This is a genomic window from Kitasatospora sp. NPDC048365 (genome assembly GCF_043200835.1).
Taxonomy (GTDB): domain Bacteria; phylum Actinomycetota; class Actinomycetes; order Streptomycetales; family Streptomycetaceae; genus Kitasatospora; species Kitasatospora terrestris.
This window is the reverse complement of record NZ_JBICYJ010000025.1, coordinates 79,864-94,167: the sequence shown is the minus strand read 5'-3', so window position 1 is coordinate 94,167 and position 14,304 is coordinate 79,864. Positions and strand designations below refer to the sequence as shown.

General features: G+C 64.3%; 13 protein-coding genes. 2 read left to right on the top strand and 11 right to left on the bottom strand.

Annotated elements, in window-relative coordinates; all coding sequences use genetic code 11:
• Window positions 1-327: 327 nt before the first annotated feature.
• From ACGFX4_RS24700 to ACGFX4_RS24675, 6 genes are all read right to left on the bottom strand, one after another.
• A complete protein-coding gene (locus ACGFX4_RS24700; RefSeq protein WP_393078263.1) occupies window positions 328-1,707 on the bottom strand; it encodes a hypothetical protein in 1,380 nt (459 codons plus the stop codon).
• A 120-nt stretch (window positions 1,708-1,827) separates the two neighbouring features.
• Window positions 1,828-2,223 (bottom strand): hypothetical protein, encoded by a 396-nt coding sequence (locus ACGFX4_RS24695; RefSeq protein ID WP_393078261.1) that lies wholly within the window; start codon window positions 2,221-2,223, stop codon window positions 1,828-1,830.
• A complete protein-coding gene (locus ACGFX4_RS24690) occupies window positions 2,223-4,205 on the bottom strand; it encodes an AAA family ATPase (protein WP_393078258.1) in 1,983 nt (660 codons plus the stop codon). The genes ACGFX4_RS24695 and ACGFX4_RS24690 overlap by 1 nt, the downstream gene beginning before the upstream one ends.
• The gene (locus ACGFX4_RS24685) at window positions 4,172-4,396 is read right to left on the bottom strand and encodes a hypothetical protein (RefSeq protein ID WP_393078255.1); all 225 of its coding nucleotides are present in this window, start codon (window positions 4,394-4,396) and stop codon (window positions 4,172-4,174) included. The genes ACGFX4_RS24690 and ACGFX4_RS24685 overlap by 34 nt, the downstream gene beginning before the upstream one ends.
• Window positions 4,383-6,518 carry a DEAD/DEAH box helicase family protein gene (locus tag ACGFX4_RS24680; protein WP_393078252.1) on the bottom strand — a complete coding sequence of 712 codons (2,136 nt, stop codon included), beginning with the start codon at window positions 6,516-6,518 and terminating at the stop codon, window positions 4,383-4,385. The genes ACGFX4_RS24685 and ACGFX4_RS24680 overlap by 14 nt, the downstream gene beginning before the upstream one ends.
• The gene (locus ACGFX4_RS24675) at window positions 6,512-7,135 is read right to left on the bottom strand and encodes a hypothetical protein (protein ID WP_393078249.1); all 624 of its coding nucleotides are present in this window, start codon (window positions 7,133-7,135) and stop codon (window positions 6,512-6,514) included. Before ACGFX4_RS24675 ends, ACGFX4_RS24680 begins: the two co-directional genes overlap by 7 nt.
• A 198-nt stretch (window positions 7,136-7,333) precedes the next feature.
• On the opposite strand from ACGFX4_RS24675, the gene ACGFX4_RS24670 reads away from it, so the two are divergent.
• Entirely contained in the window at window positions 7,334-8,305 is a 972-nt protein-coding gene (locus ACGFX4_RS24670) for a DNA-methyltransferase (protein WP_393078246.1), read from the top strand.
• Window positions 8,306-8,329: 24 nt separating this feature from the next.
• Here ACGFX4_RS24670 and ACGFX4_RS24665 read toward each other — a convergent pair whose 3' ends face one another.
• The 3 genes from ACGFX4_RS24665 to ACGFX4_RS24655 form a co-directional block, all read right to left on the bottom strand.
• Window positions 8,330-8,842 carry a DUF1643 domain-containing protein gene (locus ACGFX4_RS24665; RefSeq protein ID WP_393078243.1) on the bottom strand — a complete coding sequence of 171 codons (513 nt, stop codon included), beginning with the start codon at window positions 8,840-8,842 and terminating at the stop codon, window positions 8,330-8,332.
• A 1,053-nt stretch (window positions 8,843-9,895) separates the two neighbouring features.
• Window positions 9,896-10,444: an LURP-one-related/scramblase family protein gene (locus ACGFX4_RS24660; RefSeq protein WP_393078240.1), complete on the bottom strand. Its 549-nt coding sequence runs from the start codon at window positions 10,442-10,444 to the stop codon at window positions 9,896-9,898.
• Window positions 10,445-10,595: 151 nt separating this feature from the next.
• Window positions 10,596-11,993, bottom strand: coding sequence for an aldehyde dehydrogenase family protein (locus ACGFX4_RS24655; RefSeq protein ID WP_393078237.1), 1,398 nt, complete (start codon window positions 11,991-11,993; stop codon window positions 10,596-10,598).
• Window positions 11,994-12,050: 57 nt separating this feature from the next.
• Between ACGFX4_RS24655 and ACGFX4_RS24650 the strand changes: the two genes are divergently transcribed.
• Complete coding sequence (locus tag ACGFX4_RS24650; protein WP_393078234.1) at window positions 12,051-12,710, top strand: TetR/AcrR family transcriptional regulator C-terminal ligand-binding domain-containing protein; 660 nt, start codon at window positions 12,051-12,053, stop codon at window positions 12,708-12,710.
• On the opposite strand, the gene ACGFX4_RS24645 is transcribed toward ACGFX4_RS24650, so the two are convergent.
• Together ACGFX4_RS24645 and ACGFX4_RS24640 are read right to left on the bottom strand one after the other, a co-directional pair.
• Window positions 12,707-13,330, bottom strand: coding sequence for an SMI1/KNR4 family protein (locus ACGFX4_RS24645; RefSeq protein ID WP_393078232.1), 624 nt, complete (start codon window positions 13,328-13,330; stop codon window positions 12,707-12,709). The two genes, ACGFX4_RS24650 and ACGFX4_RS24645, sit on opposite strands and share 4 nt — an antisense overlap.
• Window positions 13,331-13,351: 21 nt before the next feature.
• A complete protein-coding gene (locus tag ACGFX4_RS24640) occupies window positions 13,352-14,209 on the bottom strand; it encodes a hypothetical protein (RefSeq protein ID WP_393078229.1) in 858 nt (285 codons plus the stop codon).
• Window positions 14,210-14,304 lie beyond the last annotated feature (95 nt).

The following is a 14,304-nucleotide window of genomic DNA, read 5'->3' as shown; positions in this document are numbered from 1 at the left end:
GCCCGAGTCCTCGTCACCATCGCGAGTGAGAGGAACTCAACCGCAGGCCAGACGCTCATCGCGAAAGTCGAACCTGAACATTCCACCGTTCGCAACACCCGGGTCGACGGTGGCTAGCGCCAACACCTCGTCGAACACGCTGCCGTCTGCCCCGACGCTGGACCGTCGAACGCACCCTCGGCCGGCTCATGAACCACCGCGCCTCGCCTGCGGCCTACGGGGGTCGCCCACACCGGTCCGAGGCCATGGTCCACGTCGCGATGATCAACCACAAGGCCAGCGAATACACCCCGACCTGGAGCGGTAGTGGGACGAAAAGCCCTCTCGTTAGCCGTACGAGTAGTTGCTGATGACCTCCTCGAGAGAGGCATATCTGTAGCCTCCGTCCGACTCATTATGCGACCTAACTTCACGCAGGAACTCCTCCCAAACTTCCCGATCTCCCAACCGGAGGTGTGAAGTAGAGAGGTACAAATCGACGGCAGCCTGGAACATGCCTCCAGCCCGGCGACACTGATCGTTTTTCGCCCAGGCCCTGAGGAGCGCCTGGAGGTCATCCTGACCAAAGAAGCGTGCGCAAGGCAGGACGGCCCGCTGCGTCACTGTTTCGGCATAGCGGAAGCCACCGGCTTCCGCGAGGAGATCCGGGAGGAACGGAACGAAGTACTTTCCTGGCCTTCGAGAAACCACCTCGGCCTTTTGGCTAAGCGTCAGGCCCCTAAAGGTCTGCTCCAAGCTGGGAATGTACCCTCGGACTCCATCCAGGGACACCAGCGAGAGCGCCGCGATCTGATCAGAGCTGAGCTTCAACCACCGATCGTTTCCAAGATTAGTCAGGCTACCCACCCACTGCTCGAATTGATCTGCCAGGGGCGATCCAACGGTGGACCAGAAGATGTCAAGGTCGCCAAGCCGCCCAAGTGCCCGCGTCTGCACCTCCACCGGCCGACTGCCGAGCCGCTCAATAATCTTGCTCATTGCGGCTCGAACAAGAGCACGGTCTCTGGCGGCGAAGGCGCGCACGCAAAAGGTCATTCTTTCCGCGAGGACGATAGCTCCGGGCGGGTCAGGCACCCCATCGTTTAGTTCCAGCAGAGCATGTTTGACAGCCACGTCGACGATTTTACGCCGTGCTGCTGGTTTAACCCTGTCGAAGAATGCGTGCGCGAGGTACTCGCTGCTCCCCACGAATGACGGGTCCGCGACATGGTCCAGGAAGCGTGCGACTACCTTGCGGCCTTGACTCGGCGGATGGACGAGGAGCGACTCCAGTGCCGCTGCTAGGTGCGCCCTGGCGTACTCGGTACTCAGGAAGACTGACTCTCCGAGCGGGCGCAGTGATGGATGTGCCGAGAGGTTTCGATCCTCACGCAGTCGCTCCAAGTGCTTTTCCTCGACCGGGTCGATGAGCTCCAACTCTACGGCGGCCGTCAGGATAGTGCGTTCCACCTCCTGCATCGTCGCCACCGCCTGGGGGCCGGTCGCACTCCGGGCCTGCTCGATCTTCCTGGCAATAGTCTGGGCTGCGCCTTCCCCATCTTCTGCCAAGCGAAGAATCTTCTCGATCAAATCCGCACAGACCGCGCCCCACGTAAGCACGATAGAGCCACGGGCTACACCGGTCGTGTAACACCGATGTGCGTCCACCACGAGAGGACGAACATCGGGATTCCAAACACGGCCGATCATCTCTTCAATGTCGAGCATTTTGCCCCCGTTTTAAGTGTGGCTGCCGCTAGTGTCGGGCGACTCGCGGCGAAGGCAGGCCTAGCAGCGGCGTTCCCGACTTTGGGCACATCAGCAGGCTTTCCACCGGAGCCTGCGCCATCACATCTTGTCTAGCGATTCCATTTTCTCCTGGGGCATCAGATCACTGATGCTTCCGATGGTTCCTTCCTCCAAGTGCTCTCCGAGAAGCACAAGCCCTTTATTCATCAGTGTCTCGACCACCCTGTATGGCTCAGTTGCTGCGCCCTCGTGCGGAAAAAATACAGCTACAATCTCAGCCATTCTGCCGCCAGCGTCCAAGCCGGCTGAGCTGTAGTTGCTACCACCCTTGGTGCCGTAATCCGCGCCCCGCTGAAGATCCACCCCTTGACGGATAGCGTAGGCGAATCCGAGCCGAGCTAGATCCATGAGATTAGTGACCGGGAAAACTTCCTCGATCGACTTGGCTACGCGCTCCGCTTCGAGTGTGAGAGCGATGTTCTTGAGGTCGGCCATCAGATATCCTCTCGCAACTTGATCTTTGTATTCCGATGGCTGATGCGCTCCAGCTCAAACTCGGCCACCAGATCACTGCCGAGAGCGCGCAGGGCCGCCATTCGATCAAATTCCGAGTCAAACGCCAGAAGAATGACTTGATCCGCCATGAGCGGCAAGGCTGCCACCACTCGGTCCGTGTGGCCTTCGTCCAATCGACCGAAGGGAGAGTCCATCACCACCGTGCCGCGGACAGCAGCGCTGCCTTGCAGGGCTGAAATAAGAGAGAGAGCCACCAGGTGCTCATAGCCAGCCGATCGACCGGTGACGACATCACCATTCTTATCGATGATCTCAAGGCCATATCGGTCGGTGATCTTCAAGCGGGCATAATCCGCTTCAGCGGAAAGCTGCGTGAAGATCTCCGAAGCCGCACTTTCCACCCGGTCCCTAAGCTGGCGGCGATAGACTGTGATCGATTGCTGGAACAACCCGATGAGGTCGTTAGTAACCCGCTGCTTCAGCTTGACCGCGGGGTCAGGTTTAAAGTTGAGTCGCGCCAGGTTGTCGTTCAAGTCATTGATTCGACCATCTTGCTTTAGGATCATGTCCGAGATCTCGCCAATACGCTTCTGATGCCGAGCAAGCTCGATATTTCGCTCGTCTCGCTCACGCGACAGTGACCTGATTTCCTCCTGGTTGACCTCACGGAGTTGATCGTCCAGGAGTGAGATCTCTTCAGCTACGTTGTTTAGCTCAAGGCGAACCCTACGCAGGGCCTGGTCTCGGTCTCTCACCAATCGGCCGTCGTACCTGGCGATGTTCATCAGAGCTGCCGAATTCCTGCGGAGCCGGGCCCAGTCGGACTCAAGTTGCTCCCGATGATCTGCCGTTGCGCGCGGGGCTACCCGATCAAGGATTGCCGTCCGCTCACCTTCATCCAGCCGGCGCTCACAGACTGGGCACTCGATGTGATGCTCAAGGTACTCACGATCCCTGATAGCCGCAGAAGCCTCGTGCCGCTGAAGAGCAATGCGGTCAGTCTCGGCCTGCACTGCTCCGAGACGTTCCTGGGCGGGTTCTGCCAGAACCGCCATCCACAGTTCACCGGACAGATCGGCAAGCGCTTGGCGTGTGCTGCCTTCCTGAGCCTCCAGATCGGACTTCTGTTGCCGAAGCTGACTTGCTTGGCCGATGAGCCGCTCAGCCCGCGGCTGTGCACTTAGGGCTTCTTCAATCTCGGCGATACGCGCCTCGGTTTGCTGAAGCGATTTCTTAGTGTCGGCTCGGTCTCGCACCAGTTGCGCGCGGATGTCACCAGCTTCCCTCAGCGCGGTCCCAAGGTGCTGGGTGTTGGCATTCGCGCTGGCCTGCACGGCGATCTTTCGTGAAGCCTGCGCACGGGCCTCCTCTGCGTCCGCCAAAGCATTGGCGACGATTGGGATGCCGAGAACTCGTTCAATGTCCTCTTCGAGCTTCTTTCCCTGGTCACTGTCCTTGTCAAGCAAGCTCTCATACTGGCGAAGCAGCTCGCCATCAAAGAGGAAGAATTGACTGACCGAGTCGGGCGCAATTTGCTGCAGGAGCCTGTCGGTATCAACTTGATTTAGCGGCACATTGTTACGCTCGAGGAGCACGCTAACGTTGGGCTGGTTGCGCTCGTCATACCGTCGAGTCAGGCGGTAATCGACCCTGGCATGAACAAAATCCAAGATCGTGGAAAAAGACCCGACCCCGCCGCTTTCGATTCTCGCCTCAGAATTGACCAGCTCGCTGGCGCCCTGCGCCCCGGAACGCGAGAGAATTTTTCCGTAAAGCGCCCAGCGAAATGCGTTGTGCAGCTTCGTCTTGCCGCGACCATTTTGGCCCGAGACGATGTACACTCCCTTTTCGCGCTGGAACTCGATTGTTTGCTTTCCCCGGTACGGGCCAAAGTCCTCGATCACGAGGCGGCGAAAATACAGCATGTTCAGCCCGTGCCCTTCGCGTGCGCGGCTACCCACCTATTGACAAGCTGCTCAGTTTGCTTTCGAGCTTCGGCGCGATCCTCGGAAAACTTCCGCTGAATCTTCATGATGCTGGCCACCAGCTCTGAGTCCAGATCGGGAAAGTTTGCCCCACGGATTTGCTCGACCGCGGCAGCCAGAGACAGGGATTCTTCTTCTTCGTGCTCACTTACGTTATCCGTCGACATCGTCATCAACCTCAATTCCGGCCATTCGGATCTCATCCAATTGACGCAGGGGCAGTCCGAGATCCACCCACTTCTTTTCCAGCCTTGACACGGTATTGCGGCTCAAGCTCCACTCGGCGAATTGAAGCGCTCGCGCCAGTTCTCCAAAGACTAGAGAAATTGTGGGGTCATCGGGAGTGACGGACTCAGGGAGTACCAGGACATCCTGGAGCGTTGCAATCGTTTTCCCAAAGGATCGCCGCAAGATTCGGCCACGTCTCTGAATGAACTCTCGCGGGTTGCGTGAAGACGAGAGAATCAGCGCGTGCGTAGCCGATGGGATATCAACACCCTCATCGAGACACTTGATAGCGACAATGATCCCACCGTTTGATTCAAATAGCCGCAGAGTAGATTCTGAGCTTCCGGCCATCTGGCTGTGGTACTCCCAGGAAGGAATTCCTCGGTCTTTTAGTGCGTCGCGCATCGAACGCAACTGGTCCTGGTCATCGCAGTAAACGAGCCACTTTTGTCCGGCATCGGGGCGGTAGGTTCCTGCGATAATCTCCGCCGCTTTTGGAATCTTTGCCGCGGCCCCCTTGGCGATCCTTGACCGCTCAATGAGTTTCATCTTCAGGCGGTCGCTGTGTCCGTCGGCTCCACTAGCGCCTTGCGACATGGCGTAGAGCCTCCGGATCTGGGTGGTCAACCGCTCCCAGTCCTCCTGCTCATGGTCGTTGAGGCTCACCCAGGACGGCTCGTAGACGTAGGGCGCGAGGACGTCGTCCTCGAGTGCGTCCGCCAAGGTGTAGCGGTCGACGATGCCGCCGAAGTAGTCAAAGGTCAGTTTGGTGCCCTCCGGGTCGTTCGCTCGCTCAGGAGTAGCGCTAAGGCCAAGCCGGGCCGGCGCCTCCAGCCACTGCAGAATGCCTCTTGCCTGGGGGCTCCCGATGCGGTGGACCTCATCGACAACCACACCCACCCGGCTGGCTAGAGGCCGTACCTGCGAGCGAAAGGCAGGCGTGACTGCACTATTGAGGACGGCAATCACTGCGTACGGGACCGCTGGACTCCGTTGCTCCAGTGCAGCCCGTACCAACCCGCTCGACGACCACCGATCGTTTCCTGCGCCACACAGAACCACCCGACAGCCCAGGAGCTCTTTCACCTGGCGCGCCCACTGATCAAGCAACAGATTGGAGGGAACTACGAAGATGGGCGTCAGACCTTGCTCAATCATCACCTGCGCGCAGTAGAGGCCAGTGACCGTCTTGCCCGATCCCGTTGCGTGGCTCAGCAGGCCGCGGAGGCCGTTCTCTTGCCACGCGGCTGCCGCCCGGCGCTGGTGTGCCCGGAGCTCGATGCCACCAACTGCGGGGGCCCTGACAATCTGCTCCCGCGACGTCGACTGGTTGCCGAGACGCTGAAGCAGATCTTCAAGATTAACCCCTTCGGCCACCCTTTCAATCTCTTGGGACACTGCCTCAGGCAGCGCGAAAACCTCGACACCACGAATGCCGCCGCTCCACAGACGATCGAATCTGGCGGTCGCATTACGTACCCGCTCAGCATCACGTCCGCCTTCCCATGAAGGCCAGACATCGATTGATTCAACGTGTCCCAGGGTGGAGAGGCCCAGGAAACTCTCGTTCATCGAACCACGAAAGCCGACAGTATTTCCGGCATCATCGAAGAATAGTCCCACTTTGTCGTGGAACATGCGCTTCGTCTGAGCGGGCGCGATCTCAGCTACACGTGCTAGGCGCACATCTAGACGGCCAGCCGCGATGAGCGCTGCCATTAGGCGCGCTGTATCACCGCGAGGTGAGCGCAGCATCTCGTCCAACTCATCGCACAGCTTCTGGCTGAGGGATTCGTCATCGCGCGCCTGGTAACCGTAGAGCAGGCCCTCGGCGTCACGTTCAGACAGGCGAGGTGAGCAGAGGAGACGCATGTGCCCTGCGTTGGAGAGCACGAACCGCCCAAGTGCGCGCCACGTCAGATGGAAGATTGTGGAGCTGAAGAAGCCAGTGATTCTGTCGTATGCGAGCGACTCGCCAAGGCAAGGATTATAGAACTCTGCTGCAATGTCATTGGCATCACTGGAATATTCAGTTCGGAAGGCGCCCAGATCCGTCAGCATCCTGGGAGCACCTCATTCGTGATGGCATCAATGCTCAAATCGACTCGCCGCTCGATAGCCTCGGCGAGCCTATCGGGCTGCGCTGCAATGATCGTCTCTGAGCGATTAGGCTTTTTGAGTTGACGCTTCTCTTCCGCAATCCCTCTACTGACTGCGGAGTACACAACGCTTGGCGGAGCCTGCACTCCCTTCGAGTAGGGGTAGCCAGGGGCTGCATCATGGAGATCGGCGTCCCACAGAATAAACGTATGCAATGCCTCGTTGTAACCCAGCAAAAGGCAGCGGACCCCATCCGTGCGATCGAACGTGTAGCGTTGAGGCTTGGTATCCAGGACGGGGTTGTCCTTGTTGGAGAGTTGAATCCGAAAGGTGCCGGACTGGCGCTCGGAGGCATGCTGGGTCGCTGCATAGAGGTAGATGCGCAGGCGCGGCGGCAGCGGTGGTGCCAACTTGAGCAGGAGCGGCTTGGCTCGAAGCGCGGTGTCGGTTGGGATGACGGTGAGGTGGTCTCGGAGCGCTCGCACGAGCACGCGCCCGAGGAAGGAGCCGGCCGGCGCGCCCGACCGCGCTTCGGCCTCGAATGCAAGGTCATCCAAGGCCAGCCATGCCTGGTGCAACTCTCGATCCCTCCCGGACAGCAGCCGCCTCAGCGACGGATGGTGCGTCTGGGTGACAGTTTCGCATGCGCCACTGACAGGTGATGGTTGATCACGCAACCTTGGCGATCAGGGGGAGCCGGACCTGGCGGTCCCACTGAGGGGCTGGGCCGCAGGCGGTAAGCTTGGTCCCTACATAATGAGGAGAGGACAGGTGCCTTGCGAACGTATGAGCTGCTGAGCTCGGGGCGGCTCTGCTACGCGACGAGCCTCGGCGCGCAGATCTGCGGTGACAGCTTGGACCTTTTGGCTGAGCTTCCAGCTGAGAGCGTAGATCTCTTCATGACGAGCCCTCCGTTCCCATTGCTCCGTAAGAAGGCGTATGGCAATGAGGACCAAGAGAGCTATGTGGCTTGGCTTACTAGGTTCGTCAAGCTAGCGCGCGATGCGCTCAAGCCTACCGGCAGCTTGGTTATCGACATCGGTGGTGCCTACCAACGAGGACTGCCCGTTCGCTCCCTGCATCAGTTTCGAGCGCTTCTCGCTTTTGTTGATGACCTCGATTACCGGTTGGCTGAAGAGTTCTACTGGCATAACACTGCCAAGCTCCCCTCTCCCATCGAATGGGTCAACAAGCGGAAGATCCGCGCGAAGGACTCCGTCAATACCGTCTGGTGGCTCTCCAAGTCCGACTTTCCCAAGGCGGATGTAAGTCGCGTCCGGGTTCCATATTCGAAGTCCATGAAGCGACTCCTTGAAAACCCCGGAAAGTACTATCAGCCTGCGCTTCGCGACTCGGAGCACGATATTGGCAAGGCGTTTGGGACAGACAATGGCGGCGCACTCCCTTCCAACCTGCTCTCATTTGCCAACTCGCAGTCTAATGACTCTTATCTTCGTTCAATTAAAGAGCTCGGGCGTCGCGGACACCCAGCCCGGTACCCTTTGAAGCTACCCACCTTCTTTATTGAGATGTTGACCGATCCTGGCGACATGGTGGTCGACTTCTTCAGTGGCTCAAACAGCACAGGCTGGGCGGCTGAAACTCTGGACCGCAGATGGCTATCCTTCGAGCAAGACCCCGAGTACTGTGCGTTGTCCTCCGTTCGCTTCCTCGATAATGAGTCGATGGAGTCCCGGAAGCTCAAGGTTGAGCAGATTGAGTCGGGTGAAGCGTTGATGCTGCAGTAACTCCGAGGGGTGTCAAGCTTGTGTCTAGGCTTCCAGAGTCAAGACGCTCGCCAGACGCTCCTCGAAGCTGCTGCCGGTGGCGCGCTGTTTTTGCGGGCCAACATACTGCCGCCAGCGCGACGGATGGCGGGGTTTGCCCGCTGTAGTCCAGACTCGCCGAGTCGGGCCGGCCCTCAGATGGGCGCGCACCCAATCTGCCTGATCACGCAACAGGCGGCCCACCTCGCCAGAGATACGGCTGGAGCCCCACGCAAGAAGAACATCATCTGCTTCCTCGATTGCATCGCAAATGAGCCCGCGAGATCGCAAGATATCAGACTTCGCGATTTCGACCTGCTGCAGCTCAATCTGGTCCCGCGTGGCAATGTCGACTAGATTGACGATGCGTAGCGCAGTGCAATTGAAGAGAGGGAGGGCCGCCTTCAGGTTCCTGAAGGACACTGTCTCCTCTGAAGTTCGAAGTGGCGGGTTCAGCAGCACAGCGCATAGCGCACCAGTCTCCTGAGAACCGTCGTCGGGCCCTCGCGATTCCTTCATGCACACAGGTTATCGCGGCCTTGGACCATGCCCAACGCGTTTCACAGCTAGGTTTGGAAATCTCAGCATACTCACCCGCGGGCAGCTCGAAAGACAGCGGCACCTGTGACCCAGAGGGTAGACCGTCCAGCTTCTCGATGGCCTGGACAACTCCGAGGCACGCGAGACCGTCACTGGGCGTTCAGCCCGAATTCAGGCGGCTTGATCCCGGTTTGCGGAGGCCGAGGCTGCTGGCGTTCGGTGGCCCTTGGGGCTCGGGTGACAGGAGGCCGCCGTTACAGAAATGTCCGCCGGAACTGTGCGGTTCATCCTGTCTCGTCCTTGGAAGCCAGGCTTGAGCGCGTTCGTCTCTCGGGAACCGTTAGACGGACCGCCGACCGTACCCGAGGCCAAGCCCACAGGGCCGGGACGGGCGGTGCCGAGGATCGGCGCATGGCCCTGCAGCTCCGGCCGACCGGCCGCTGCCACCCCGCAGGGCTGTTGGGCGCGGCACAGCGTGGGCCATTACGTCGGTGAGCTGAGTGCGGCGTGGCACTCAGCAGACAACGGCGTCCGTCGGCCTGCCGTGCAATGTCGACCACGACGCTCTGATCCGGCGGCAGCGGGGCCGCCCCACCTGGTCACGTGCGTGGGCGTGCATGGCCAGACTCGACAACCCGGAGGACGGTAGCTGGGGCTCAGCGGTAAGTGCTGCAGGGCAACTGCTACTCGATCCTCTCGGCCTGCAGGGCCGCAGCGTGGTTCACCCGATACTCCTGAAGGCGTCGCGGGAGCTGGTTACTTCACCGCTGGGTGGGTGCCCTGCGGGGCACATCCAGGGCACATGGCATCCCAAAGTGCCGCCAACCTGTGGCAACTACTGAAGGTAGTTTCGCCAGGTCAGCGGCACTTGAGAGCCGAACGTGCAGGTCGCGGGCATGCGGTGATCAATAGCTCCACGAGTGGCAGGACTTCGCCAACCGCCTGCACGACGCCGGGCACCAGCTGTACTGCCTGGTCTGGCCGTAGCGGCGAACCAGGCCGGTCTGGCCGTAGCGGCGGACCCCACCCGGGTCAGTCCCCCGGGTGGGCCATCGAGTCGATGGCGATCGCGGCGGCGAGGACCGTGGCGTGGTCCGTGTCCGGGCCGATGTCCAGGCCGTAGGTGTCGCGGACGCGGAACCACTTCTTGGACACCTCGGCGACCTTGAAGCCGTCGCGTTCGATCGTGTACTCGTGGTCGACGACGTTGCCCTGGACGGTCAGCTCCGGGCCGTCCTCCTGCTCGATCCGCCAGCGCTCGCGCAACGGGTCGATCATCGCCTTCTTCACCATCGCCACCCGGTGGCCGTCCGCGTCCTCGATCTCCATCGACTCCTTGATCCGCAACGGCCGGCTCTGCACGGTCGCCACCCGGTGCCCCTCCCGGTCCTCGATGTAGAAGGTCTTGCGCATCCGCAACGCCTTCCCGTCGACCTTGTACACGTGGTCGCCGGACTCGTCGTCGATCCAGTAGTCGTCCCCGATCGCGAACAGCTTCTGCCGCATCCGGTACCGGGTGACCCCCTCGCCGTGCTCGAACGCCCTGTTCGCCTGACGACGCTCCCGCCGATCCCCGAACATCCCGGCCTCCTCTCGTCGGCACCCCGCCCGCCCTTCGTACCCCGAACGGCCCCCACCCGCATCCCGGGGCCCGGGCTCGCCGGGCCGCGGGTGGCGACCTGCCGGGCGACCCGGTACCGGCCCCGCGGGTGAGCGGCCGCGCCGCGGCCGGTCAGAGGAAGCGGCGCAGGAGCTTGGACTTGCCCGGGGTGAGGGGCGGGTAGGCGAGGCGGAGGGTGTCGAGCGGGAGGGGCTTGTCGAGGACGGCCTTGAGGTGGCTGAAAGTCTCCAGGGAGTGGTGGCCGTGGTAGCGGCCCTGGCCGCTCTCGCCGACGCCGCCGAAGGGGAGGCCGGGGACGGCGAGGTGGGCGTTGGGGACGCCGAAGGCGAGGGCGCCGGAGGAGGTCTCGGCGGCCAGCCGTCGCTTGGTGCGGGCGGAGGCGGTGAAGGCGTACAGGGCGAGCGGCTTGTCGCGGGCGGTGATGAAGGCGATCGCCGCGTCGAGGTCGGGGACGCGGACGATCGGCAGGATCGGCCCGAAGATCTCCTCGCGCATCACGGCCGAGTCGGGGTCGACGTCGGCGAGGACGGTCGGGGCGAGGTAGCGGTCGGCCCGGTCGTGGCTGCCGCCGGTGACGGTCCGGCCGGAGGACAGGAGCCCGGTCAGGCGGTCGAAGTGGCGCTCGTTGACGATGCGTCCGTAGTCACCGGCCGCGGCCGGGTCGTCGCCGTACATCTCGCGGACCGCCGCGGCCAGGTGCGGCTCGATCGCGGCCCCGGCGTCGCCGATCGCGAGGACGTAGTCGGGCGCGACGCAGGTCTGGCCGGCGTTCATGAACTTGCCCCAGGCGATCCGGCGGGCGGCGGCCGCCAGGTCGGTGCCGGGTTCGACGACGGCGGGGCTCTTGCCGCCCAGCTCCAGGGTGACCGGGGTGAGGTGGCGGGCCGCGGCGGCCATCACGACACGCGCGACGGTGCCGTTGCCGGTGTAGAAGACGTGGTCGAAGCGCTGCTCCAGCAGGGCGGTGGTCTCCGGTACGCCGCCCTCGACGACGGCGACGGCGTCCCGGTCGAGGACCCGGGGCAGCCAGTGGGCGAGCGCGGCGGAGGTCGCGGGGGCCAGTTCGCTGGGCTTGACGAGCGCGCAGTTGCCGGCGGCGATCGCACCGACGAGCGGGGCGAGGGCCAGCTGCAGCGGGTAGTTCCAGGGGCTGACGATCAGCACGGTGCCGAGCGGTTCGCGGACGGCGCGGGCGCGGGCGGGCCGGAGCGAGAGCGGCACGCGGACGCGGCGCGGGCGCAGCCAGCGGTCGAGGTGGCGCAGGGTGTGGTCGATCTCGTTGACCGTGAAGCCGATCTCGGTGGTGTACGCCTCGGTGGCGCTCTTGCCGAGGTCGGCGTGGAGCGCGGCCGCGAAGGCGGCCTCCTGGTCGACCAGGAGGCGTCGCAGTGCGCGCAGTTGGGCCTTGCGCCAGGCGAGCGGCTTGGTGCGGCCGGTGGCGAAGGTGCCGTGCAGGCGGGCGACGGTCGCCGCCGCGTGGACCTGGGGGGTGTCCGTGGGAGCGCTCATGCCGTGGAGCATATACGAAACGAAGCCATTTCGTTTCGTAAAGGTATGCTGATTTTCATGCCCCGCACCACCGCCACCACCGCGCCCGCTCCTGCCGCCGTGCCCCGCCGGGGGCGTCCACGCGACGCGGGCCGGGACCGGGCCCTGCTCGACGCGACCCTGGCCGTACTGGGCGAGAGCGGCTACGCAGCCCTCACCACCGCCGCCGTCGCGGCCCGGGCGGGCACCTCCACCGCCACGCTGTACCGCCGCTGGTCCTCCAAGGAGGACCTGGTGATCGCCGCCGCCACCACCTACAGCGAAGGCCTGGACGTCGACACCGACACCGGCGGCGTCGAGGGCGACCTGCGGGCCCTGCTCCGCGACAAGGCCGCCGCGCTGACCGGCGAGGGCGGACGCGTGCTGCGCGCCCTGATCGGCGAGGCCACCCACAACACCGCCCTCGCGGAGGCGCTCACCGCCGCCGTCCTCGCGCCGGTGCACCGGCGGATCGGCGGGATCGTCCGCCGCGCCGTCGCCCGCGGCGAGATCCCGCCCCCGGCGGACACCGACCTCCTCGGCGACGTGGTCGTCGGCCCGATCGTCAGCCACTTCTTCCTGACCGCCCGGCTCCCCGACCAGGTCGACCCGGCCACCGCCGAGGCGACCGCCGACCGCCTGCTCCCCTTCGCCCTCCGCGCCCTGGGCGGCACGGTCGGCGGCCACGACGGCCGCTAACGGCGGACGATCTCGGCGTCCGGGTAGTCGGACGCGATCCGCTCGGCCATCAGCTCCCAGAAGCCGGGGTACCGGTACACCCCGGGGTACCAACTGGCGTACGACCACGCCTCCCACTCGCCGTCGCCGTTCACCACGGCCGGGTTGAGCATCAGCAGGGAGCTGTCACCCCAGTCGCTGATCAGCAGGGCGGTGCTGAAGTGCTCGCAGCGCACCAGCACGCAGTCCTGGTCCTCGCCGTAGCGGAAGTACTCCTCGTCGGGGACCGTCGACCGGTCGTCGCCCCGCGACCAGATCTCCACCAGGTCCGGCTCCAGGTCGCGGAGCCAGCCGATCCGCCCGGCGGTGAGGAGCGGCCCCTCGGTGTCGTCCACGTGCGACCAGCCGTCGCTCGCCGCCAGGAACTGCCGGTAGCTCGGCGGCAGTCGGACGCCCAGCCGGCGTTCCGCGGCGGCGATGTCGGCCTCCGACGCGCCGGCCGTGCCGAGCCAACCGCTCGCGTGCGCCGCCGCGGGGAAGCGCGGCTCCGCCTCGTGGGCGTCGGGCGCCAGCCACAGGGTGCTCCACTGCCGGAGCAGGTCGGGCCACGGGTACGGCGTGGGACGGTCTCGGTCACTCATGCGCGGCATCGTAGGCCGCGGTCAGGACAGCGGGTCGGGGACGCCTCGGTCGAGGGCGGCAGGGGCGTCCGGGCCGGGGATGAGGGAGACGTCGAGGTCCGGGGCGGGTGAGGCGTCGGGGTCGTCGGCGGCGGGAAGGGCGTCCGGGTCGGGGGCGGGGCGGGCGGTCAGGGCGCGCAGGTTGTCGGTGAGGCGGGTGGAGGTGGCCCGCAGGCGCTTGGCGCGTTCGGTGTGGGTGCCGGCGCGGGGGGACTTCGCGATGGTGACCGGGATGCCGCGGGCACGGGCGGCGGCGATCAGGCTCTCCCCCGCCTCCGGGACGGTGGTGAGGACGGACGCCGCGAACAGTCCGCCGGCCATGGTCCGCGGCCGGCCGAGGAGGTTCTTGTGGACGATCTCGCAGGGCAACAGCCGCTCCCCCCGCTCGGCGGCCTCGCTCGCCGCGAGCGCGACGGTGAGCAGCCCTTCGGCCGCCTTGGTGACCAGCCACTTGCGGCCGGGGACGGGCGGCAGGAACTCGCGGATCCGGTCGACCTCGCGCTCCACGACGACGTCCGGCAGGAGATCGACCGCCGAGTACTGGCGGATCTCCAGCACCCTTTCCCAGTCGACCTCTTCGCCGTCGAAGCCGATGCGCTTCGGGCCGATCGAGACCTGGCCGAGCCCGTCCAGCAGGTGCAGCAGCTTCACCGCGGGGCCCGGTACACGCGGGAGTCGGCCGACCATCCCGGCGAGTGAGATCTCCCACGGCTCGGCGGTCGGCACCGCGGGACGCGGGTGGTTCTCGATCGCGCGGCGGGCCCAGTCGCCGCCGACCTTCGTCCGCGCCGCCGACGCGGCGCGGGTCACCGCCCCGGCCACGTCCTTGATTCCCGCCACCGCCGCCCCCGTTCGACCGTTCCACCCGCTGCACGGAGGACGCTACGCGACGCGCGTGAAGTTGCGCGCGCTTCGCGGCACTTGACGGCCGGTGG